Annotated in this window: 20 protein-coding genes; 11 read left to right on the top strand and 9 right to left on the bottom strand. The window is 72.7% G+C overall.

Annotated elements, in window-relative coordinates; genetic code table 11:
• The first annotated feature begins 9 nt into the window (after positions 1–9).
• From ABD352_RS32350 to ABD352_RS32370, 5 genes are read left to right on the top strand one after another with little or no spacing between them, the layout of a single operon-like run.
• Complete coding sequence (locus ABD352_RS32350) at positions 10–1,641, top strand: class I adenylate-forming enzyme family protein (protein WP_344616310.1); 1,632 nt, start codon at positions 10–12, stop codon at positions 1,639–1,641.
• Entirely contained in the window at positions 1,634–3,004 is a 1,371-nt protein-coding gene (locus tag ABD352_RS32355) for a condensation domain-containing protein (RefSeq protein WP_344616311.1), read from the top strand. The genes ABD352_RS32350 and ABD352_RS32355 overlap by 8 nt, the downstream gene beginning before the upstream one ends.
• Positions 3,001–3,924 (top strand): 3-oxoacyl-[acyl-carrier-protein] synthase III C-terminal domain-containing protein, encoded by a 924-nt coding sequence (locus ABD352_RS32360; protein WP_344616312.1) that lies wholly within the window; start codon positions 3,001–3,003, stop codon positions 3,922–3,924. Before ABD352_RS32355 ends, ABD352_RS32360 begins: the two co-directional genes overlap by 4 nt.
• A gap of 17 nt (positions 3,925–3,941) precedes the next feature.
• Positions 3,942–4,229, top strand: coding sequence for an acyl carrier protein (locus ABD352_RS32365; protein WP_344616313.1), 288 nt, complete (start codon positions 3,942–3,944; stop codon positions 4,227–4,229).
• Position 4,230: 1 nt separating this feature from the next.
• Complete coding sequence (locus tag ABD352_RS32370) at positions 4,231–4,983, top strand: 2-hydroxy-acid oxidase (protein ID WP_344616314.1); 753 nt, start codon at positions 4,231–4,233, stop codon at positions 4,981–4,983.
• Here the strand turns inward: ABD352_RS32370 and ABD352_RS32375 are convergent.
• From ABD352_RS32375 to ABD352_RS32385, 3 genes are read right to left on the bottom strand one after another with little or no spacing between them, the layout of a single operon-like run.
• Positions 4,938–5,591: a 4'-phosphopantetheinyl transferase family protein gene (locus tag ABD352_RS32375; RefSeq protein WP_344616315.1), complete on the bottom strand. Its 654-nt coding sequence runs from the start codon at positions 5,589–5,591 to the stop codon at positions 4,938–4,940. The two genes, ABD352_RS32370 and ABD352_RS32375, sit on opposite strands and share 46 nt — an antisense overlap.
• Positions 5,588–6,868 carry an aminotransferase-like domain-containing protein gene (locus tag ABD352_RS32380; protein WP_344616316.1) on the bottom strand — a complete coding sequence of 427 codons (1,281 nt, stop codon included), beginning with the start codon at positions 6,866–6,868 and terminating at the stop codon, positions 5,588–5,590. Before ABD352_RS32380 ends, ABD352_RS32375 begins: the two co-directional genes overlap by 4 nt.
• A complete protein-coding gene (locus ABD352_RS32385) occupies positions 6,861–7,961 on the bottom strand; it encodes an alpha-hydroxy acid oxidase (RefSeq protein ID WP_344616317.1) in 1,101 nt (366 codons plus the stop codon). Before ABD352_RS32385 ends, ABD352_RS32380 begins: the two co-directional genes overlap by 8 nt.
• Positions 7,962–8,010: 49 nt before the next feature.
• Here ABD352_RS32385 and ABD352_RS32390 point away from each other — a divergent pair, with 49 nt between their 5' ends.
• Both ABD352_RS32390 and ABD352_RS32395 read left to right on the top strand, forming a co-directional pair.
• Positions 8,011–8,658 carry a GDSL-type esterase/lipase family protein gene (locus tag ABD352_RS32390; RefSeq protein WP_344616318.1) on the top strand — a complete coding sequence of 216 codons (648 nt, stop codon included), beginning with the start codon at positions 8,011–8,013 and terminating at the stop codon, positions 8,656–8,658.
• 27 nt (positions 8,659–8,685) lie between these two features.
• Positions 8,686–9,630, top strand: a complete 945-nt coding sequence (locus tag ABD352_RS32395; RefSeq protein ID WP_344616319.1) for an alpha/beta hydrolase — start codon at positions 8,686–8,688, stop codon at positions 9,628–9,630.
• A 97-nt stretch (positions 9,631–9,727) separates the two neighbouring features.
• Here the strand turns inward: ABD352_RS32395 and ABD352_RS32400 are convergent, their stop codons facing one another.
• Complete coding sequence (locus ABD352_RS32400; protein ID WP_344616320.1) at positions 9,728–10,951, bottom strand: oxygenase MpaB family protein; 1,224 nt, start codon at positions 10,949–10,951, stop codon at positions 9,728–9,730.
• A 483-nt stretch (positions 10,952–11,434) separates the two neighbouring features.
• Here ABD352_RS32400 and ABD352_RS32405 point away from each other — a divergent pair, with 483 nt between their 5' ends.
• Positions 11,435–13,270, top strand: a complete 1,836-nt coding sequence (locus ABD352_RS32405; RefSeq protein WP_344616321.1) for an AMP-dependent synthetase/ligase — start codon at positions 11,435–11,437, stop codon at positions 13,268–13,270.
• Between the two features lie 82 nt (positions 13,271–13,352).
• Complete coding sequence (locus tag ABD352_RS32410; RefSeq protein ID WP_344616322.1) at positions 13,353–14,108, top strand: TetR/AcrR family transcriptional regulator; 756 nt, start codon at positions 13,353–13,355, stop codon at positions 14,106–14,108.
• Here the strand turns inward: ABD352_RS32410 and ABD352_RS32415 are convergent.
• The 4 genes from ABD352_RS32415 to ABD352_RS32430 all read right to left on the bottom strand — a co-directional run bounded on the left by ABD352_RS32415 (position 14,094) and on the right by ABD352_RS32430 (position 18,328).
• Positions 14,094–15,227 carry an acyl-CoA dehydrogenase family protein gene (locus ABD352_RS32415; RefSeq protein ID WP_425553719.1) on the bottom strand — a complete coding sequence of 378 codons (1,134 nt, stop codon included), beginning with the start codon at positions 15,225–15,227 and terminating at the stop codon, positions 14,094–14,096. The two genes, ABD352_RS32410 and ABD352_RS32415, sit on opposite strands and share 15 nt — an antisense overlap.
• A gap of 32 nt (positions 15,228–15,259) precedes the next feature.
• Positions 15,260–16,288, bottom strand: a complete 1,029-nt coding sequence (locus ABD352_RS32420) for an LLM class F420-dependent oxidoreductase (RefSeq protein ID WP_344616324.1) — start codon at positions 16,286–16,288, stop codon at positions 15,260–15,262.
• A complete protein-coding gene (locus tag ABD352_RS32425; protein ID WP_344616325.1) occupies positions 16,288–17,445 on the bottom strand; it encodes a CaiB/BaiF CoA transferase family protein in 1,158 nt (385 codons plus the stop codon). Before ABD352_RS32425 ends, ABD352_RS32420 begins: the two co-directional genes overlap by 1 nt.
• A gap of 61 nt (positions 17,446–17,506) precedes the next feature.
• Positions 17,507–18,328 (bottom strand): enoyl-CoA hydratase-related protein, encoded by an 822-nt coding sequence (locus ABD352_RS32430; protein ID WP_344616326.1) that lies wholly within the window; start codon positions 18,326–18,328, stop codon positions 17,507–17,509.
• A gap of 44 nt (positions 18,329–18,372) precedes the next feature.
• Here ABD352_RS32430 and ABD352_RS32435 point away from each other — a divergent pair, with 44 nt between their 5' ends.
• A complete protein-coding gene (locus tag ABD352_RS32435; protein ID WP_344616327.1) occupies positions 18,373–19,053 on the top strand; it encodes a GntR family transcriptional regulator in 681 nt (226 codons plus the stop codon).
• A 1-nt stretch (position 19,054) separates the two neighbouring features.
• Here ABD352_RS32435 and ABD352_RS32440 read toward each other — a convergent pair whose 3' ends face one another.
• A complete protein-coding gene (locus ABD352_RS32440) occupies positions 19,055–20,545 on the bottom strand; it encodes an aldehyde dehydrogenase family protein (RefSeq protein WP_344616328.1) in 1,491 nt (496 codons plus the stop codon).
• Positions 20,546–20,621: 76 nt separating this feature from the next.
• Between ABD352_RS32440 and ABD352_RS32445 the strand changes: the two genes are divergently transcribed.
• Complete coding sequence (locus ABD352_RS32445) at positions 20,622–21,773, top strand: acyl-CoA dehydrogenase family protein (protein WP_344616329.1); 1,152 nt, start codon at positions 20,622–20,624, stop codon at positions 21,771–21,773.
• Positions 21,774–21,814 lie beyond the last annotated feature (41 nt).

The following is a 21,814-nucleotide window of genomic DNA, read 5'->3' on the forward strand; positions in this document are numbered from 1 at the left end:
GAGACACCCATGGCGTCCACGAACATCCGCGCGGCGCTGGCCGCCGACCCGACCGTCGGCGCCGGCAACGTGCTGCACAAGCTGATCGAGCACGGCGCGCCGCTGGACGGGCCCGGCATGGCGTTCGACACGCCGGTCGACGGCTTCCCGGCGTGGCAGGGGCTGACCCTCGGCGAGCTGTACACCCGGGCCGCCGCGCGGGCCGCCTGGCTGCACGCGGCCGGCATCCGCCGCCGCGACCCGGTCGCCATCTACGTAACCCACGCGGCCGACTGCTTCCTGAACTGGATGGGCCTGACCTGGCTCGGAGCCATCCCGGCGCTGATGAACCCGAACATCCCCGGCGACATTGCGGCCGAGTACATCCGCAAGCTGCGCGGGGTGGCGCTGCTCACCGACGCCGAGCACCGCGAGCGGCTGGACGGTCTGGACCTCGCCGGCATCGCCGTGCACGACGTGGCCGAGACCGGCACCGGCGACCCGGCGTCCGCCCCGGTCGCCTTCCGGCACCACCCGGACGACCCGATCGCCATCACCCACTCCTCCGGCACCACCCGGATGCCGACCGCGGTCGTGCACTCGCACGCGAGCCTCTTCCACGCCACCCGCCGGATCCGCCTCAGCGGCCCGCGCGCCCAGGGCACCGAGCGCATCCTCAGCACGCTGCCCGCGCCGCACGCGGCCGGCATCATGACCATCAACCACGCCCTGAGCAACCGCTCCGAGCTGCTGTTCATGTCCCGGCAGGACGACGGCGCGGCGGTGATCGAGGCGATCGAGCGGTGGAAGCCGACCGGCGTGTTCGGCTTCGCGGTCACGTGGGCCGAGCTGGCCCGCTTCGACCTCGACGCGCACGAGCTCGATTCGGTCTCGCTGTGGTTCAACACCGGCGACTGCGCGCACGAGCCGCACATCCGGCACCTGGTCAACGCCGGCAGCCGGATGGTCGTCACCCGCGAGGGCGTGAGCCGGGTCAAGGGCTCCAGCTTCGTCGACGGGCTCGGCTCGACCGAGATGGGCCACTCCGCCTTCCACATCACGCACCGCAGCGACACCGAGCGCTACGGCCGCTGCGTCGGCGTCCCGCACGTGTTCGCCGACGTGGCGCTGCTCGACACCGAGACCGGCACGGAGGTGCCGGTCGGCGCGGTCGGCCACTTCGGCCTCAAGTCCCCGACGCTGGCCCCCGGCTACTGGAACGACCACGTCAACACCTACCGCAACCGGCTCGCCGGCTACTACCTGACCGGCGACCTCATGTACCGCGACGAGGACGGCTACTACTACCACGTCGACCGCGCGGTGGACTCCGTCGACCTCGGCGGCGGCGAGTGGCTCTACACCGCCATGTCGGAGGAGCGCATCCTGCGGGCCGTGCCCGACGTGCGCGACTGCACGGTCGTCTCGGTGCGCGCGGCCGACGGCGGCGTCGTCACCGACGTGCTGCTGTCCCTGCACGCCGGGGCCGACCCGTCGGTGGACCACACCGAGGAGGTGCGGGCCGCGCTCACCCCGGCCGCCGGCGCGACGCTGCGGCGCGTGGTGGTGTTCCCCGACGACGACATCGTGGTCGGCCCGACCGGCAAGGTGCGCAAGTTCCTCATGCGCCAGCGCCACCTCGCCGAGATGGCAAATGCCTAGCGTCTCCTCGCCCCCCGCCATGCCCCGCCCGGCCCTTCGGATCCCGGTGCGGTTCGCCGGGCCGGGGGCGGGGCTCGGCGAGCTCACCTGGGGCCAGCGCGAGATCTGGCTGACGATGCTGCGGCAGCGCTCCTGGCTGCCCATCGGCGGCTGGAGCCGGCTGGCCCCCGGCACCACCGTGGCCGGCGTCGCCGCCGAGCTGCGCTGGATCATGGCCCGGTACCAGCCGATGCGGACCCGGCTGCGGTTCGCCGCCGACGGGCGGCCGCTGCAGTGCGTGGCCGACCGCGGCACCGTCGGCCTGGACGTCTACGACTGCCCGGACGACGCCGATCCGGAGGCGTTCGTGGCCGCGCTCGACGCCCGCGACCGGGCCCGCCCGTACGACTTCGTCGAGGAGTGGCCGGTGCGCATGGCGGTCGTGCGCCACCGCGGCGTGCCCACGCACCTCTCCACGGTGATGACCCACCTGGTGACCGACGGCCTCGGCGGGCGCATCTTCCTGTCCGAGGTGGCCCGGCACCAGGCCGAGGGCACCGCCGAGCCGACGGCCGGGATGCAGCCGCTCGAGCTGGCCGAGTGGCAGGGCGGGGCGGCCGGGCAGCGGCAGAACGCGTCCGCGCTGCGGCACTGGGAACGGACCCTGCGGCGGCTGCCACCGGCACGGCCGGTGTCCGACGTGGACGGACCGCGGTACTACCGCGGCGAGCTCGTCTCCTCGGCGCTGCCGACCGCACTGCACGTGCTGTCGGAGAAGGCCGACGCCGACTCCTCGCAGGTGCTCATGGCGCTGCTGGCGGTCGCGGCCACCGAGGACGGCGGGCCGGCGGTGCTGCGGCCGATGGTGAGCAACCGATTCCGGCGCGGGCTGGAGACCGTGGTGGCCATGGTCGCCCAGCGCGGGATCTGCGTGGCCGACGTCCGCGGGCCGTCGGGCGAAGCGCTGCCGTTCGCCGAGGCGCTGCGGCGGGTCGGGGCGGCCGCGATGGCCGGCTACAAGTACGCCTACGTCGACCCGGACGCGACCGCGGCGCTCGCCGCCGGGCTGGGCGTCGACGCCGAGGCCGGGCTCTGGTACAACGACCGGCGCGTCGCCAGCCGGCAGGGCTTCGCCGGCGAGGTGCCCGGCCCGGACGAGCTGCGGGCCGCGCCGCCCGGGCGGTTCCGGTGGACCGTGGCCCAGGACGACCCCTTCGATCCGCTCAGCGTGGACGTGGACGACGCGGCGGGCGGCGCGTTCCTGCTGACCGTGTTCACCGACGCGGGGCGGCTGGCCCCGGCCGGCGCCGAGGCGCTGGTGCGCAGGGCGGAAGCATTGGCCGTACAAACGGCGCTCGGGCTCTTGGAAGGTGGGCAGCGATGACCGTGCTGGCCGGGATCGGGACCTACGTGCCCGCCGGACGGGTGCCGATCGAGGCGCTCGCCGACGAGTTCGAGCTGACCCCGATGCAGGTTCGGGTGTTCCGGCGGTATCACAAGCTGGGCGAGGCGTCCCGGGGCGAGGAGACCCTCACCGGGCTGCTCGGGCGGGCGCTCGACGACCTGGCGCTGACCGACGAGCAGCGGGGGCGCGTGCGGTACGTGCTGTACGCGCGCACGTTCCCGAACGTGGTGCCGTACCCGCACAACCCGCTGCACGAGGCGCTCGCGGCGGCCGGGCTCGGGCACGCGCAGGCGTTCTCGGTCGGGCAGCAGGCCTGCGCGTCCGGGCTGCTGGCCGTCGACCTCGCCGGGCGGCTGCTGGCCGCGGACGGCGACGGCGCCCTCGCGGTGGTCGTGGCCGGGGAGAAGGCGTTCACCTCCGAGGCCCGGATGGTGGCGGAGACGACGATGTTCGGCGAGGGCGCGTCGGCGTGCCTGGTCGCCGCGTCCGGCGAGCGCGACCGGCTGCTGTCCTTCGTGGCCCGGCTGCGCGGCGAGTTCGACGGCGAGCACGACGAGGTGGCCTCGGAGTTCCAGCGCATCTACCACGACGCGCTGGGCGAGGCGGTCACCGCCGCGGCCGCCAAGGCCGGGGTGGCGCTGGACGACATCGCGGTGATCCTGCCGCACAACGTCAACGCGGTGGCCTGGCAGCGCACCTGCAAGCGGATCGGCTACCCGCTGGAGCGGGTGCTGCTCGACCACGTCGCCACCCACGGCCACGTGTTCTGCGCCGACGCGTTCATCAACCACCGCACCGCGTGCGAGCGCGGGCTGCTGCGGCCCGGGGACCGCTACGTCATCGCCGCGGCCGGGGCCGGGCGGGGCGCCACCTTCTCCGCCATGGTCTTCGAGCACTGACTTCTGGAGGAACCACCGTGTCCGACACCATCACCGTCGACCCCGCGCTGCGCGAGCACGTCGTGGAGACGATCTGCGCCCTGCTGCCCCGCGTGCTGAAGCGGGAGGTGCCCGACGCGTCCGAGAGCACCACGCTCATGGACGACCTGGGGATGAGCTCGACCACCGGCCTGGAGCTGGTGCTGGAGCTGGAGGACCGGCTGGAGCGCGAGATCAGCGTCGAGGACCTGGGCCGCGACGACTTCGAGACGGTCGGGACGCTGGCCAGCTACGTCGCCGGCAACCTGCTCGACGAGGAGGACTAGCGTGCCGTGGGGCCTGCGCGGCGCCGCCGCCCGGCGGTTCCCGCACCCGGCGGACCGCTCGGCGGACGCCGCGCACACGGCGCTGCTGACCAAGTACCTGACCGACATGCTCGCCCCGTACGGCCTGGTCCTCGGCCCGCACCCGGAGGCCGGCCAGTCCTACGGCGAGATGGCGGTGCCGCTGCTGCCGGACGAGCCGGTGGACGCGCTCATCCTCGCGTACGACATCCCGGACATCGCGCCCGGGCGGGCCACGGCGACGTACCTCAGCCACGCCTGCCCCGGCACGCCGATGGCCTTCGCCGTCACCGACCAGGGCCGGGCCGGGGCGCACACCGCGCTGCGGCTGCTGCACGACTACGCCCGCTCCGGCACGTACCCGCGGGCGCTGCTCCTGGTCGCCGAGCAGTCCGGGCTGCCGTACGACCCGGGCGTGCCCGTCGAGGTGCCGGCCGCGCACTGCGCCGTGGCCGTCCACCTGGGACCGTCCACACTGGAGGCAGCGGTGCCCAGGATCGTGCCGGGCGTGGAGCTCGCCGACGTGGAGGGGTTGCTCGGCGACCTCACGCCGGCCACCGTGATCCTCGGCGGGTCGCTGGCCCACGTCGACGTGAAGGCGGATTCGGTACTGCTGGCCGACCCGGCCCAGCCGATGACCGGCGTCTGGGAGGCGCTCGCGTCGGTCGACGGGCCCGTGGTGCTGGTCGACTACGACCCCGCGCTGCGGTACCTCTGCGTCAGTGCATTCGGATGACAGTCCACTCGGACGGTGAACGGCTCCGGGCCGGCGAGCGCGATCGCGGCCCGGTAGCCGTCCGGCGCCTCGACGTCGGCCACCGCGTAGGCGGCCCCATCGTGGACGACCGCCGGGGGCGGGTCACCGGCCACCGGTAGGGCCAGGCCACGCATGAGGCGGTCGCCGGCCGCCTTCAGCACGGCCTCCTTGCGGGCCCACAGCCTGGCGAACTCGGCCGGGCCGTGCGCCGCGACCGACTCCGCCTCCCCCGGCGGGAAGAAGCGGCGGGCCAGCGCCTCGACGGCCGGGGCGGGGCCGAGGTCCTGCAGGTCCACGCCGACCGGGCGGGTCTCGGTCACGGCGATGAGCGCGTGCTCCCCCGCGTGGGAGAGGTTCACCTGGAGCCCGGCCACTTCGGGCTTTCCGTTCGGGCCGATGGTCCAGCGGGGCTCGATACCGCCGAGTCGTTCGCGGACGACCCGGTTCAGCGCCGCATGGGCCGCCGCGAACCGCCGGCGGTCGCCCGGGTCCCTCAGGGCGTCGCGGCGGGCCCGGTCGCGCCCGGTCAGCAGCCGCTCGTCGCAGGGCTCTCGCAGATCGACCAGCCAGAGCCCGACCGTGGTCATCGCAGGAGCAGCCCGGCCAGGCGGCGCACGCCCTCCTCGATCTGCTCCGGTTCCAGGGCGCTGCAGGACAGCCGGATCGCGTGGGTGCCGCCGCCGTTGACGTAGAAGAAGCGCATCGGGGTCCACAGCACGCCGTGCTCGCGGGCGGAGACCTCCAGCAGCTCCTCGGTGGCGTCGACGGGGACGTCGACCACGACGAAGAAGCCGCCGCTGGGGCTGTTCCAGCGCACGGGGGTGCCGGTGAAGTACCGCCGCAGCGCGTCCAGCAGGGTCAGCAGGTTGTGCCGGTAGAAGGCGATCTTCGCCTGGTTTGCGGTGCGCAGGCTGAAGCCGGAGTCGATGAGCATGCCGCCGACCACGGCCTGGGACAGCGCCGAGGTGTTCACGGTCAGCATGCTCTTGATCGTGGACAGCTCGTCGGCCAGCAGGGTGTGCCGGCCGGCCGCGTCGACCACCGGCTGGTCGGCGACGAGGTAGCCGACGCGGGCGCCCGGGAAGTACGACTTGGCGAACGAGCCGAGGTAGATGACCCGCTGGTCGGCGTCGAGGGACTTGAGCGTCGGGCGGGGCTCGTCGTCGAGGCCGAACAGGCCGTACGGGTCGTCTTCGAGGATGAGCAGGTCCTCGTCGGCCGCGGCGGCGAGCAGGGCCCGGCGCCGGGCGACCGGCAGCGAGACGCCGGAGGGGTTGGCGAAGTTCGGCACGAGGTACAGCGCGCGGGGCCGCTTGCCGCGGGCCCTCGTCGCCGCGGCCACCTCGCGGACCGTCTCCGGGCGCAGGCCGTCGTGCGACTCGGGCACGCCGACGACCTCGATGTTGAGGATGCGCGCGGCGCCGGTCAGCCCGACGTAGCAGGGCTCGGCGGCCAGCACGACGTCGTCCGGGCCGGCGCACAGGCCGCGCAGCGCGATGATCATCGCCTCCTGGCAGCCGGTCGTCACCATGACCGCGGCCGCCGGCACCTGGATGTTCTCGTCGACGTCGAGCATCCGGGCGATGAGGTCGCCGATCTGGCCGTTGGTGCGGCCGTACTGGGTGAGCAGCTGCCGGGTCTGGGCCGGGGGCAGGCCGCGCTCGCGCAGGTGGGTGAGGTACGCCTGGGTGTGCTTCTCGACGTCGCTGACCGAGTGGAACTCGTCGAAGGGCCGGCCGGCGGCCAGCGAGATCGCGGCCGGGAACCGCCCGGCGATCTCGTTGAGGAAGTTCATCGAGGCCGCCACCGGGTCGATGACCGACGCGTGCAGCTCCTCGCGCGACAGCGCCACCATGTCAGGCATCGCCTCCCGTTGGCTGGTTTCGGACCACGGTGCGGTCCAGGTCCGCCAGGCTCGCCCGCCCGGCCAGGGCCATCGCGTGGGCGAGCTCGTCCGTCGTGGCGCGCAGCACGCCGGCCACGCCCTCGGCGCCCCCGGCGGCCAGGCCCCACAGGGGCGGCCGACCCAGCAGCACCATGTGGGCGCCCAGGGCCAGGGCGGCCAGCGCGTCGGCGCCGCGGCGCACGCCGCCGTCGAGCAGCACCGGGATCGCGCCGCCGACCGCGCCGACGACCTCGGCCAGCGCGTCGAGGCTGGCCACCGCGCCGTCGAGCTGCCGGCCGCCGTGGTTGGAGACCACGATCGCGTCGGCGCCGTGCGCGACGGCCAGCGTCGCGTCCTCGGCGGTCAGGATGCCCTTGAGCACCAGGGGCAGCCTGGTGCGCCCGCGCAGCCAGGCGAGGTCGGACCACACCAGGCCAGGGTCGAAGGTGGCGGCGGTGTGCCGGGCCACGGCCGAGGATCCCTCGTCGCGCTCGTGCGCGGCCGCCATCACGCCGGCCTCGATGTTGACCGCGGCGACGTCGCCGCCGATGGTGAAGCCGTTGCGCACGTCCCGCCAGCGGCGGCCCATCCGGGGCACGTCGACGGTGAGCATGATGGCGTCGTAGCCGGCCGCCTCGGCCCGCTCGGCCATGGACTGCAGGACGTCGCGGCGGCGCAGCCAGTACAGCTGCAGCCAGAGCCCGGAGGAGGACGCCGCGGCGATGTCCTCGATGGTGCGGCTGGCGAACATGGCGACCACGAACAGCGCGCCCGCCGCGCCCGCGCCCTTGGCCGTGGCCACCTCGCCGTCGGCGTCGATGAGCCGCTGGTACGCGGTCGGCGCGACCCCGATCGGCGTCGCGTAGTCGCGTCCGAAGAGTGAGACGGCGGTGTCGACCTCCGAGACGCCGGCCAGCACCCGCGGGCGCAGCCGCACCCGGTCGAATGCGCGCAGGTTGGCCGCCACGGTCCGCTCGTCCTCGGCGCCGCCCTCGATGAAGTCCCACACGTCGGGCTCGACGAGCCGTTGCGCCGGGTTCCGATAGTCCGCTGCGGTGAGTATCTGTGTCACCGCGGCGCCCTCATAGGCGATAGCCTATCGGTACACCGCCCGCTCCCGCATGAGCCGAAAGGCCTACATGGCACCGGAATATGCGCTGCAGTCCCCCGTCGGCGCCCGGCTGAGCGGCCATCCGTGGCGCCGCTTCGCCGTCCTCGGCGACAGCGTCGTCGAGCAGCCGGGCGGCTTCGCGGACCTCCTGCGCGACGAGCTGGCCGCGGCGCGGCCGGACCTGGAGTACCGCAACCTGGGCGTGCGCAACCTGCGCGCCGCCGAGGTGCGCGACGTGCAACTCGCGGCGGCCCTGGCCTTCCGCCCCGACCTCGCCCTCGTGGTGTGCGGGGCCAACGACGCCATGCGACCCGGCTACGAGGCCCGCGCCGACGCGGTCGACGCCGCGCTGGCCGCGATCGTGCGCCCGCTGCAGCAGGCCGGCGCGCTGGTGCTCACCGTGTCGGTGTTCGTCATGCGCGAGTACCCGCACATGCCGCCGTGGCTGGGCGCCGGATTCGCGCGGCGCATGGCCTGCCTGGCGGGGCGCACCAACGCGCTGGCCGCGGCACTCGGCACGGTCCACGTCGACCTGTCCGAGCACCCGGCGATCGCCCGCGGCGAGGCCCTCACGGGGGATGACGGGCTGCACGGCAACGAGCACAGCCATATGATCGCGGCGGCGGCCCTGATCGATCGGCTGTCGGCGCAGTTCTAGACCCGAGCGACTGGAGGATTTGCGACGATGCCGCTCGACCCGCAGGTGCAGGCGATGCGCGACCGCAAGGAACGCGACCAAGTGGCCCCGCTCTACACCATGACCCTGGACGCGGCCCGCGCCGCCGACCTGGCCTCGATCCGCGCCGCGGGCGGGCAGCCGGAGAAGGTGCACGAGGTCCTCGACCACTGGATCGACGGCCCGGGCGGCAAGCTCGTGGTGCGCGCCTACCGGCCGAGCGCGGAGCCGGACCTGCCCGTGCTGATGTACTTCTTCGGCGGCGGCTGGGTGCTCGGCACCGTCGACACGGCCGACGGCATCGCCCGCAGCCTGGCCAACGCGGCCGGGTGCATCGTCGTGGTGCCCGGCTACCGGCTGGCCCCCGAGCACCCGTTCCCCGCCGCCATCGAGGACTGCTGGGCCGCCACCGAGTGGGTGTGCGCCAACGCCGCGACGCTCGGCGCGGATGCCGGCCGCATCGCGGTCGGCGGGGACAGCGCCGGCGGCAACATCGCGGCCGCCCTCACACTCATGGCGGCCGAGGCCGGGCAGCCCGCGCTCGCCGGGCAGTTGCTCATGTACCCGAACACGGACCAGACGGAGCGGGCCGACGCGGACGAGTCGATGCGGGGCAGCGACGATCCGTACCTCTTCAACCATCACTCGGTGGCCTGGTACCGCTCGCACTACCTCACCGACCCGGACGACGTGTACAACCCGCTCGTCTCCCCGATGATGGCCGAGACGCTGGTCGGGCTGCCGCCGGCGCTCGTCATCACCGCGGAGTACGACCCGCTGCGGGACCAGGGCGAGCGGTACGCGGCGCGGCTGGCCCACGACGGCGTGCCGGTGGTGGTGACCCGGTACGAGGGGATGATCCACGGCTTCTTCGCGATGTCGGGCAGCCTCGAGGCGGGGAAGGTCGCCCTGGCCCAGGCGGCCAAGCAGCTGCGGGTCTGGTTCGAGCGCTAGCCTCCGTCCGCCTCGCCCGGGCCCGGGCGAGGCGGACGCCGGTCGGCGGGTGCCGGCGCGGACGGCTTCGCGTACCTGGTGGCTCAGGCCGTGCCGGTCAGGACGGGCGGTTGGCGACCGGGATCTCGATGCTGATGGGCTTTGCCTCGGAGAGGAAGAGCAGGGCCGCCTTGCGCAGGAACTCGTCGAACAACCAGTAGGCCTGCGGCGCGAGCGGGAACGGCAGCAGACCCTCCCGGACGGCGATGAAGGGCCCCCAGGCCGCCTGCAGGAGCGGGTCCCAGATCGGTTCCCGGGGGATCTGCAGCCACTGGGCGATCTTGTCGCCGAGCAGGAAGCGGGTGAACGCGCCCAGGATGGGCTTGGTCAGGATGGCGCCGTCGATGCCGGAGCCGAGGTTGAGCAGGATGTCGGACAGCACGAGGCCCTCGGCCGTCGGGGCCAGCACCGGGTCGAGGACCTGCTTGGCCTGAGCGTTGGCCTCGGTGAACGAGGCGGGGATGTACTCGTCCCTGATGCCGAGCAGGTGGGCGCCCACCTGCCAGGAGTGCAGGAAGGCGTCGGAGTCGGCGGCCGGCATGGGCACCTTCCACGCGGTGAGCTTCTGCATGACCGTCGTGGGCAGGCTGTGCCAGGTGACCATCATGTCCCGCTGGCTGATCGGGATTTCCTCATCGGCGGCCTGGACCCAGGCCGGCGACTGCGGCAGCAGATGGCGCACCGCGGCGTGCACCAGCCGGGTCTTGACGGCGGTCACGATCATCTCGCCGTCGGGCTCGAAGGCATGCAACGAGCCGATGTCGTATCCGAGCTTGGCGGTCTTGGAGATGCGGTCCTTCATGTCCGCGCCGCCCTTGGAGTAGTAGACGGCGCGCGCTTCCTTCGGGATGACCGTGCTCATCATGCCGCTGGCCAGGCCGTAGAGCACGCCGAGGTAGAGGCCGCGCCTCGTGTTGAAGTCGGCCGCCCGGGCCAGCTTGCCCCGGTCGGTCCATGAGGGCAGCTGGCGCGCGCTCTCCATGAAGGTGCGCAGGTCGGCCGGCAGGCCGTCCGGCAGCGGCTGGCCGTTCTTGGTCCAGGTCCGCAGCAGCGCGTTGACCGCGGGCACGTCGCCGCGATCGATGAGCGAGGCGACCAGCGGGTCGGCCTCCTCGTCCCACACCCAGCGCGGGTCGGTGGTGGCCCCGGTGCCCGCCACGGAACCCGAGCCGGACCACGTCCACACCGATTGCGCCCGGCCGGGCGCGGCGACACTCAGCGCGCCGAGCGCACCGAGCGCACCGCCGGCCATCAACATCCTGCGCCTGCTGAGAGGTTCCACGCTTCGCTCCTCCTCGAGGTCGAGAGCTGATTGATACGATGAAACGCACATTGCGTCCGCGTATCACCGATGAGAGCACATTGTGTCGGCGATCACAATGCCGTCGTGACCGACGTCAATCTCTCGTCCGGGCCCGTCAGTGACGTGAATGCCCCGCCAACGGGCCGGGGCATCGGGGCGCCGAGCCAACGATCACGATCCATGGAAGGCCGGTCGGCGCCCGGCGGTGCGCGACACCCAGACGACGGCGGGACCGTGCACCTCCCCATGGCCCGGTCCGGCGCCTGGCGGAGCCGACTAGTTAGTCCTCGTTCGCGCTCATGATTCCGAACGAACCACGAGACGCGAGCTACTTCCCAGAAAGTTAGTCCTCGTTTACAGTGCCGGTATAGGCCGTGGAGCCCTCGACGGCACCGCGCCGAGGGGGCACGCCGGCCGCACTCGACCGAACACCCCGCCCGGTCACGGTTGAAGGAGCACCCCGTGGACCCTGCCGACACCCTTGCCGATCAATGCGCCAAGACCGCCGCCGACCTGACCATTCCGGCCCTGCTGCACCGCAACGCCACCGAGTTCGCCGACCGGCCGGCGCTGAGCACGCTCGGCCGCGACGACACCCGCACCTGGGGCCAGTTGCACCAGGAGGTGGCCGCGCTCTCCCTCGGGCTGGCCGAGATCGGGCTGAAGCCCGGCGGCCACATGCTGATCATGATGTCCAGCCGGCCGGAACACTGGCTGGTCGACCTCGCCGCGGTCCACCTGGGCGCGGTGCCCTCCACGGTGTACCCGACGCTGAGCACCGATCAGCTGCGGTACCTGGCCGTACACAGCGGCGCCCAGGTGCTCGTGCTGGAAGGCGCCGCCGAGCTGGCCCGCTGGCGGCCGATCCTGCCGGACCTGAAGAACCTGCGCCGGATCGTGCTGGTCGACGAGGCCGACCCGGGTGACATGACTCTGGCGACGGTGGCGCTGTCGCACGTCAGCTCCATCGGGCAGGCGGCACACCGGCGCGACCCGGGCGCGTTCGAGCGGCGCTGGCGCGAGGCCCGGCCCGAGCATCCGGTGACGCTGCTGTACACCTCCGGGACGACCGGCGACCCGAAGGGCGTCGTGCTCAGCCACCACAATGTCATCTACCAGGCCGTGGTCCTGGAGGCCACGGTGACCGTCCCCGATCACGGGCCGACGGTGGCCTATCTGCCGCTGGCCCACATCGCGGAGCGGATGCTGGGCATCTACAACCCCATCTACCGCGCAGGTCACGTGACGATCTGCCCCGACGCGGCCCAGCTGGTCCCGGCGCTGCGCGCGGTCGGGCCGGCGTCGTTCTTCGGCGTGCCGCGGGTCTGGGAGAAGATGGCCGCCGGCGTCCAGGCCCAGCTGGCGGGCGCGGATCCGGCGATGCGGGCCGCGTTCGACGCGGCGAGCGCCGTGGCGCTGGAGGCGTACGAGCTGCGCGCGGCGGGCCGCCCGGTGCCCGACGAGCTGGCCGCCCGGCTGGCGCAGGCCGACGCCACGGTGCTGCGGCCGATCCGCACGACGCTCGGCCTGCACAACATGGTCTGGGCCGGCAGCGGCGCCGCACCCATCCCGGTCGAGGTCCTGCGGTTCCTGGCCGGGCTCGGCGTGGACGTGCTGGAGGTCTGGGGCATGACCGAGACGACCGGCACGGCCACCATCAACACCCCCGAGCGGTTCCGCACCGGGACCGTCGGCCGGCCCAACCCGGGCATGCAGGTGCGTCTCGCCGACGACGGCGAGATCCTCGTGCGCGGGCCGTTGGTCTGCGCGGGCTATCTGGGCGCCGACGGCAGCGTCGAGCCGGTCACCGACCCGGACGGCTGGCTGGCCACCGGCGACGTCGGCACGATCGACGACGACTTCCTCACCATCACCGACCGCAAGAAGGAACTCATCATCACGTCCAGCGGCAAGAACATCTCACCCGCGCGGATCGAGGGGCTGCTGCGCGCGCACCCGCTCATCGGCCAGGCGGTCGCGATCGGTGACCGCCGGCCGTACGTCACCGCGCTCATCGTGCTCGACGACGAGGTCGCACCCCAGTGGGCTCGAGCGCGCGGCATGGGCGACGCGCGGCTGCCCGGCCTGGCCGCGGAGCCGTTGCTGCTCGCCGAGGTCCAGGCCGCCGTCGACGCCGCCAACGCCAAGCTCGCCCGGCCCGAGCAGGTCAAGACCTTCCAGGTGCTGCCGTCGAGCTGGACGCCGGAGTCCGGCGAGCTGACCCCCACCCTGAAGCTGCGGCGCCGCATCATCGCCGAGCGGCACCGGGCGAGCATCGACGCCCTCTACGGCGGGTAAGGAGCGGCGCCCGGGGGTCCGGGCCCATGGTTGGTACCGTGATACAAGACTCGCGTCGACGTATCGCACGGGGAGGACAACCATGGCCCGGACCGCTTCGGCGAACGCATCATCCCCCGGCCTGTCCGCGGCAGGTCACGACGGGCACACCGCAGAACCGCTGCTGTCCGCGCTGGGGACCGCCTCCGGCGCCGAGTCGCTGCTGGAACGCGCCTTCACCGAGGCGCTGGAACGGGCCGCCGACGACGACAACGACGAGGTGACGCGGCGGGTCCTCGACGCCGCCTACGAGCAGTTCTGCCGCATGGGCATCCGGCGGTCCACCATGGAGGACGTGGCCCGGCGGGCCGGCGTCTCCCGGATCACGGCGTACCGCCGGTTCGCTACCAAGGACGCGCTGGTCGAGCAGGTGGTCCGCCGGGAGTTCCGCCGCTACTTCGACCGGTTCCTCGTCGACATCCAGCAGGCCGCGACCGTCGGCGACCGGGTGGTGCTGGGCTTCGTCAGCGCATTGCAGGCCATCCGGCGCAACCCGCTGATCGGAGGGCTGATGGCCACCGAGCCGGACGTGCTCATCCCCTCGATGATCAGCGACGGCGGGCGGACGCTGGCCACGGTGCAGCGGTTCGTCGCCGGCCAGCTGCGCCGCGAGCAACGCGCCGGCAACATCTCCGCCGCGGCGGACATCGAGGTGGTGGCCGAACTCATGACGCGGCTGACCTGCTCCTTCCTGGTCACTCCCAGCCACGTCGTCGACCTCGACGACGCCGCACAGCTACGCGCCGTGGCCCGGCGGTTCCTCGTGCCGATGCTGGAACAGGGTTCACAGGCCGAGTGACCGGCCGATCACCTCTTTCATGATCTCGGTGGTGCCGCCGTAGATCGTCTGGACGCGGGCGTCCAGATACGCCTTGGCCACCGGGTACTCGCGCATGTAACCGTAGCCGCCGTGCAGCTGCAGGCAGCGGTCGACGATGCGGTGCTGCAGCTCGGTGCACCACCATTTCGCCATCGCCGCCGTCTCCGCGGTGAGCTCCGGCTCGGCCAGGCACTGGTCGACGAAGGCGCGGCCGAGGCGCAGCTCGGTGGCCAGTTCGGCCAGCACGAAGCGGTTGTGCTGAAAGCTGCCGATGGGGCGGCCGAACGCCTGGCGCTGCTTGCAGTAGGCGAGGGTCTGCTCGAACACCGTCTCGGCCCCGGCGAGCGCCGCGACGGCGATCGACAGCCGCTCGAAGGGCAGGTTGCGCATCAGGTAGGCGAAGCCCTGGCCCTCCGCACCGAGGAGATTGGCCGCGGGCACCCGGACGTCGGCGAAGAACAGTTCGGCGGTGTCCTGCGCCTTCTGCCCGATCTTGTCGAGGTTGCGGCCGCGCTCGAAGCCGGCCATGCCCCGCTCGACGACCAGCAGGCTGATCCCCCGGTGCCCCGCCGCCGGGTCGGTGCGGGCCACCACGATGACCAGGTCGGCCAGGATGCCGTTACTGATGAAGGTCTTCTGCCCGTTGAGGACGTAGCTGTCGCCGTCACGCACCGCGGTGGTCGTGATGCCCTGCAGGTCGCTGCCGGCCCCCGGTTCCGACATGGCGATCGCGGTGATGATGTCGCCGGAGCAGAAGCCCGGCAGCCACCGCTGCCGTTGTTCGTCGTTGGTCAGATCGGTGAGGTACGGCCCGATGATGTCGTTGTGCAACCCGAACGCCGGGCCGCTCGCGCCCGCCCGGGCCATCTCCTCGGTGAGGATGGCGTTGAAGCGCCGGTCCGTCACCCCGGCCCCGCCGTACCGCTCATCGACGAAGAAGCCCAGCAGCCCGGCGGCGCCGGCCGCCTGCCACACGCCACGGTCGACGATGCCCTCGGCTTCCCAGCGCTCGTGATGCGGCGCGATCTCCTTGTCGATGAAGGCGCGCACCAGTTCGGCGAACGCCAGGTGGTCGGCGGAGAAGATGGTGCGGTTCACCATGTGCGTCAGCTCCCAACTGAGCCAGGTCGTTACCGGGCCATGTCCTTGACCGCGGCGATGAGGCGTCGCGGGTCGGCACCCAGCGGCGTGACGTTGAGGATCGTGACGCCGGCGTCGCGATAGGCCTGGACGCGGTCGCGCACGTAGCTCTCCGGCCCGATCAGGCTGGTGCGCTCCAGCAGTTGCGCCGGCACGGCGGCGGCCGCCTCCTCTTTACGACCGGCCAGGTACAGCTCCTGAATGCGGTCCGCCTCGGCGGCGTAGCCGTAGCGGCACAGCAGGTCGTGGTAGAAGTTGCGGCCCTTGGCGCCCATGCCGCCGACGTACAGGGCGACCAGCGGCCGGGCCAGGTCGCGCAGGCCGGTCACGTCCGGGCCGATGGCCAGCGGGCCGCCGGCCACGACCTCGAGCTGTCCCAGATCGCCGGCTCGCTTGCTGCTTCCCGCCGCCAGCGCGGCGCCCCAGACGTCGGCCGCGCGTTCGGGGTCGTACAGAAACGGCAGCCAGCCGTCGGCGACTTCGGCGGTCATCTGCACGTTCTTGTCGCCCAGGCTCGCCACGTAGATCGGAATGCGGTCCCGGACCGGGTGGGTGAGGATCTTCAGCGGCCGGCCGAGGCCGGTGCCTTCCCCGGCCGGCAACGGCAGCCGGTAGATGCCGTCGTTGACCAGCGTCTCGCGTTGCCACACCTGCCGGCAGATCCGGATCACCTCGCGGGTCCGTGCCAGCGGCCGGTCGTACGCGACGCCGTGCCATCCCTCGATCACCTGCGGTCCCGACGCCCCGATCCCGAGCATGGCCCGCCCGCCCGACATCGCGTCCAGCCCGGCCGCGGTCTGTGCCAGCAGGGCCGGGGTGCGCGAGTAGATGGGCAGGATCGCGGAGCCGATGTGCAGCCGGGTCGTCTTGGCGGCGAGGTACCCCATGACGGTCGGCGCGTCGAAGCCGTAGGCCTCCGACACCCACACCACGTCGAGTCCGTCGTCCTCCCAGGCGGCCACGGTGTCCGCGCCGGCCCTGGGATCCGTGGCGTAGGCCAGCGGTGTCGCGATGCGCATCAGTGAGCTCCTTGTGTCTGGCTGACGGCGCCGTTGCTCAGCCACCGCCGTACCTGCGTGCCCAGGCCCCACTCGGTGAGCACGGTCTCGGTGTCCGCGCCCGGCACCGGCGGTCTGCCGCCGACCACTCCCGGTGTCCGCGACAGGCGGGGCGCCACCGCCGGCTGGCGGACGCCGAAGTGCTCCTCGAACGTCGCGCGCGCCACCAGGTGCGGATGGTGCTGTGCTTCCGCGAGCGACAGCACCGGCGCCACGCAGGCGTCAGTGCCCTCGAACAGCTTCGCCCACTCGTCGCGGGTGCGGGTGGCGAAGACCTCCGCGAAGCGGGCGCGCAGCACCGGCCATCCGGCGACGTCGTGCTGGGCCGGCAGGTCCGCCTCGGCCAGCCCGAGCAGCCGCAGCATTTCGGCGTAGAACTGGGGTTCCAGGGCGCCGACCGCCATGTGCCCGCCGTCGGCGGTCGCGTAGACGTCGTAGAACGGTGCCCCGCCGTCGAGCAGGTTGCGGCCCCGCTCGGGTTGCCAGGCTCCGCCGGCGAGCAGGCCGGAGAACATCGTGGTGAGGTGCGCCGTGCCGTCGACGATGGCGGCGTCGACGACCTGCCCGCGACCGGTGGTCCGAGCCACGTGCAGCGCCGCCAGGCAGCCGGCGACAAGGTAGAGCGCGCCGCCGCCGAAGTCACCGACGAGGTTGAGCGGGATCTGCGGCGGCCCGCCGGCGCGGCCGATCGGGTGGAGCCCCCCGGCGACGGCGATGTAGCCGATGTCGTGACCGGCCACCCGGGCCAGCGGTCCCTGCTGTCCCCATCCGGTCATCCGGCCGTAGACGAGACCCGGGCTGCGCTCCAGCGCGGCCTGCGGCCCGATGCCGAGACGCTCGGCCACTCCGGGACGCCAGCCCTCGATCAGGATCGCGGCCCGCTCGGCCAGTCCGAGGACCACCTCGGTCCCGTCGGGATGCTTGAGGTCCACGACGACCGACCGCTTGCCCCGGTTGAGCAGGTCCCGGCTCGGGTCGCCGGCCGACAGCGCACCCGGCTCCGGCCGGTCGACCCGCACGACGTCGGCGCCGAGATCGGCCAGCAGCATCGCCGCGAACGGGCCCGGGCCGATGCCGGCGAGTTCGAGAACCCGGACCCCGGTCAGCGGGCCGCTCATGCCGTCACCTCCGCCTCGCTCCTGACCGTTCATGCCGTCACCTCCACTTCGCTCCGGCCGCTCATGCGCCGGCCCTCGCAGCGAAGCGAGGAGCGCGCCCTTCGGCCTGGCCGGCGAGGGCCTCACCGAAGTCGGCCCCGGCCAGGGAAGCGGCCATCAACCGGGCGGCGTCGGCGGTCGCCTCGGCGGCCCCCGTCTCCAGGCCGGACCAGATCTGCCGCCGGATCACGGCCATGGACGCCGGCGAGCAGTGCGCGGCAAGATCGGCAGCATAGGCTTGCGCCTCGGTCAGCACCTCGTCGCGTGGGAGTACCCGTTGCACCAGTCCGATCCGCAACGCCTCCGCCGCGTCGATCTTGCGACCCGACACCAGCAGGTCCAGGGCGTTGCCCACGCCGACCAGCCGGGGCAGCAGCCAGGCGCTGCCGTACTCGGCGATGAGGCCGAGCCGGCTGAACGCGGCCGCCAGGCGCGCCTGCGCCGCCAGGAACCGCACGTCGGCGTACAAGGCGTGGACCAGGCCGAGGCCCGCGGCGCCGCCGTTGACCGCCGCAACGATCGGCGTTCCCAGCGTCATCGGCAGGTGCGGTTCGAAGCCGAACTCGTTCACCAGCCGGTCACGGTCACGCTCGTCGAGCAGCGCCCGCAGCGCCTCCGGGTCCGCGCCCGCGCAGAACCAGTCGCCCGCGCCGGTCACCACGATCGCCCGCACCTGCGGATCCGCGTCGGCGGCCAGCAGCGCCGCATAGTAGTCGCGGAACATGTCCAGCGTCATCGCGTTTCGCCGGTCGGGCCGATCGAACCAGATCGTGCGGACTCCGGCGCGGGTGGCGGCCCGCAGACCACAACCGGCCGGCTCGGCCTCGAGCACGGACGGGCTCATCGGCGCGCTCCCTGTGACATTTGACATTTGATACTCTTGGCTCTGTGGCAGAGCGGAGCAAGGTCCAAGACGTTTCTCATCCTCAGCTGTCAGAGACGGTGGCGAGCCTGCTGCGCGACCGGATCATGTCCGGCCAGCTGCGCCCCGGCGAACGGATCCGGCTCGAGGAGGTCGCGCAGGAGACCGGGCTGAGCATCACGCCGGTGCGCGAGGCGCTGCTGATGCTGCGCGCGGAGGACATGGTCGAGCTGCAGCCGCGCCGCGGTCACGTGGTCGCGCCGCTGTCCAGGCAGGACATCATCGACGTGTTCCGCCTGCAGGGCGACATCGCCGGCGAGCTGGCCGCCCGGGTGGCGGCCAGCATCACCACGGCGCACCTCGACGACCTGCGGCAGCAGCACGAGCGGCTGCGCCGGGCCGTCCAGGCCAGGCAGATCGGCCGCGTCGAGCAGCTCGAGTTCGAGTTCCACCGCAGCATCAACCGGCTGGCCGACGCCCGGAAGCTGTCCTGGATGCTGCGGGCCGCGACGCGCTACACCCCGTCGCGGTTCTACGCGGCCAACCCGGAGTGGCGGGCCACCATGCTCGCCGATCACGAGGCCCTGCTCGCCGCGCTCGAGGCCCATGACCCGGTCACCGTCCGGCCGGTCATGGCCCGGCACTTCACCGACGGCGCCGAGCGGTTGGTCAAGCATCTCGACGATCTGGGGGTTTGGAGCGGGTGAGTCACCGGCGACCATGACGCCACTTGAACATCGCCAGCGAGATCCGCATGGCCGAAGCGGTCGGCTGCAGCGTCATCAGGTCGATCGGCGGCCGGAACCGCTGCCAGGTCACCGACATCGGCCGGCTGAACTCGCGCAGGCCGTCCGCCCCGTGGACCCGCCCGAAGCCCGAGTCCCCGACGCCGCCGAAGGGCAGTGACGGCACGCCGGCGTAGCCGAGCACCGAGTTGACCGATACCGCGCCCGCCCGCAGCCGCGCGGCGAGCGCCAGCCCGTGGCGGCGGTGCCGGGTGAAGATGGAGCCGGACAGCCCGTAGGTGGTGGCGTTCGCCCGGCGCAGCGCTTCGTCGGCGTCGGCCACCGGGTTCACCACCATCACCGGACCGAACGTCTCGTCGGTCACCGCCGCGCTGTCCTCGGGGACGCCGGTCAGCAGGACCGGCTCGACGAACGGAGGCCGCACCGAACTCGCGTCGCCGACCACCGTCCGCGCGCCCCGGGCGACCGCGTCAGTGACGTGGCCCAGCACGATGCCGGGCTGGGCGGGCGTGCTCATCGGACCGTACGGCGCGTCCGGCTCGCCACCGGGCTTGACCTGTCGCATCAGGTCGGCCAGCGTGGACACGAACGGCTCGTAGACGGCCCGCTCGACGTAGATGCGCTCGACCCCGGCACACGTCTGCCCGGCGTTGCCCAGGCCGCCGAACACCGCCGCCCGGGCAGCCGCCTCCAGGTCGGCATCGGCCGTGACGATGAGCGCGTCCTTGCCGCCACCCTCGATCACGACCGGGGTCAGCCGCTCGGCGCAGGCGGCCATGACCGCGCGCCCCGTCGCCGCCGACCCGGTGAAGGCGATCTTGTCGACGGCGGAGCGGCACAGCGCCGCCCCGGTCGCACCGTCGCCGATGACGGCCTGCAGGACCGGATGGCCGGGGAGCAGCTCGGACCAGCACTGCGCCAGCCACACGCCGACGCCGGGGGTGAACTCGCTGGGCTTGAACACCACCGCGTTGCCGGCGGCCAGCGCGTGCGAGATCGACCCCATCGGCGTGTAGACGGGATAGTTCCACGGCCCGATCACGCCGACGACGCCATAGGGGACGTACCGCACCGAGCTGGCCTGGTTGAACGCGAGCAGCCCGGAGGACACCGAGCGCCGCTTGAGCACGCGCCCGGCGTTGCGGGCCGCCCAGTCCAGGTGCTCGACGGCGAGCATGACCTCCAGTTGCGCCCCGGCGATCGGCTTGCCGGTCTCGGCCCGGATCAGCCCGGCCAGCGCGTCGATCCGGCTCGCGACGAGTGTCTTGAACGCGAGCAGGTGGCGGCGGCGCTGCCGGGCGGGCAACCCGGCCCACCAGCCCGCGGCCTCGCGCGCCTGCTGAACGACGCTGTGCACCGTGGCCTCGTCGGCGATGTCGTAATCGGTGACGGGCTCTCCCGTGACCGGGTCGACGACGTGGAGCCGGCGGGGGCGCTCAACGAGGGACGTCATCGGTCGACCTCCTGACATTTGATATTCGATAGTCTAGCCTTGCTGTCAATCCCCTTGTGACGCTGGAGGAACAGCTGTGGAATGGAGCGACGAGCAACGGTCCTTTGTCGCGGCCGTGCGGGAGTTTTGCAGCCGCGAGGCCGGCACCCGGGCGCAACGACAGGAGCTCACTGACGGCGGACGGGAGCCCCACAGCCCGGAGCTGTACCGCAAGCTGGCGGACCTCGGCTGGCTGGGCCTGTCGCTGCCGGAGGAGTTCGGTGGCGGCGGCGCGGGCATGGTCGAGCTGTGCCTGTTTCTGGAGGAGACCGCCAGGGCGATGGCGCCGATCGGCGGCTTCACCACCTCGATCATCACCGCGGCCGCCTATGAGCGGTTCGGCTCGCCGGAGCAGAAGAAGCTCATCCTCAGCGGGGTGGCCCGGGGTGTCATCGAGGCGATCGCGATGTCCGAGCCGGAGGCGGGCTCCGACGTGGCCAACCTGAGCTGCCGGGCCGAGCGCCGCGGCGACGAGTTCGTCGTCAACGGCCAGAAGACGTGGTGTTCCAACGCGCATCTCGCCGAGCACATCCTGCTCGTCGCCCGCACGTCGGGCCGGGCCGGCGACCACACCGGCCTGACGATGTTCCTGGTTCCCACCTCGACGCCCGGCCTGACCATCACGGGCATCGAGACCATGGGTGGCCGCGAGGTCAACGACCTGTACTTCACCGACTGCGTGCTGCCCGCCGACGCCGTGGTCGGCGAGATCGACCAGGGCTGGCGGCAGCTGATGGCCGGGCTCAACATGGAGCGGCTGATTCTCGCCAGCGTCATGCTCGGCACCGCCCAGCGGGCGTTCGACGACGTCGTGGACTACGTCAAGAACCGGCGCCAGTTCCGCCGCCCGATCGGCGCGTTCCAGGTGATCCGGCACCGCCTGGCCGACCTCGCCACCGAGATCGAGTGCGCCCGGCTGCTGGTCTACACCACCGCCGGGCAGGTCGACCGCGCCCCGGGCACCGTGCTGCCGCGGGAAACCTCGATGGCGAAGCTCAAGGCCACCGAGACGGCCCGCCGCGTCGCCCTCGACGCGATGCAGATGATGGGAGGCTACGGCTACGCGACCGAGTTCGACATGGAGCGCCTGGTCAGGTCGTCCGTCGTGTCCACGGTCTACGGGGGCACCAGCGAGATCCAGCGCGAGATCATCGCCAAGACCTACGGGCTGACCGAACAGTTGCAGTGAGCCACCGCCCGGCGAGCGTGTTCGCCGGGCATTGCCGCCGG

It is taken from the genome of Dactylosporangium salmoneum (assembly GCF_039532525.1).
GTDB classification, from domain to species: Bacteria; Actinomycetota; Actinomycetes; order Mycobacteriales; family Micromonosporaceae; genus Dactylosporangium; species Dactylosporangium salmoneum.

Excerpts from the sequence above, each read along its gene's own strand:
- ABD352_RS32375 (WP_344616315.1), bottom strand. The coding sequence starts at position 5,591 with ATGACCACGGTCGGGCTCTGGCTGGTCGATCTGCGAGAGCCCTGCGAC.
- ABD352_RS32355 (WP_344616311.1), top strand. The coding sequence starts at position 1,634 with ATGCCTAGCGTCTCCTCGCCCCCCGCCATGCCCCGCCCGGCCCTTCGG.
- ABD352_RS32390 (WP_344616318.1), top strand. The coding sequence starts at position 8,011 with ATGAGCCGAAAGGCCTACATGGCACCGGAATATGCGCTGCAGTCCCCC.
- ABD352_RS32410 (WP_344616322.1), top strand. The coding sequence starts at position 13,353 with ATGGCCCGGACCGCTTCGGCGAACGCATCATCCCCCGGCCTGTCCGCG.
- ABD352_RS32350 (WP_344616310.1), top strand. The coding sequence starts at position 10 with ATGGCGTCCACGAACATCCGCGCGGCGCTGGCCGCCGACCCGACCGTC.
- ABD352_RS32360 (WP_344616312.1), top strand. The coding sequence starts at position 3,001 with ATGACCGTGCTGGCCGGGATCGGGACCTACGTGCCCGCCGGACGGGTG.
- ABD352_RS32380 (WP_344616316.1), bottom strand. The coding sequence starts at position 6,868 with ATGCCTGACATGGTGGCGCTGTCGCGCGAGGAGCTGCACGCGTCGGTC.
- ABD352_RS32440 (WP_344616328.1), bottom strand. The coding sequence starts at position 20,545 with ATGACGTCCCTCGTTGAGCGCCCCCGCCGGCTCCACGTCGTCGACCCG.
- ABD352_RS32395 (WP_344616319.1), top strand. The coding sequence starts at position 8,686 with ATGCCGCTCGACCCGCAGGTGCAGGCGATGCGCGACCGCAAGGAACGC.
- ABD352_RS32425 (WP_344616325.1), bottom strand. The coding sequence starts at position 17,445 with ATGAGCGGCCCGCTGACCGGGGTCCGGGTTCTCGAACTCGCCGGCATC.
- ABD352_RS32430 (WP_344616326.1), bottom strand. The coding sequence starts at position 18,328 with ATGAGCCCGTCCGTGCTCGAGGCCGAGCCGGCCGGTTGTGGTCTGCGG.
- ABD352_RS32420 (WP_344616324.1), bottom strand. The coding sequence starts at position 16,288 with ATGCGCATCGCGACACCGCTGGCCTACGCCACGGATCCCAGGGCCGGC.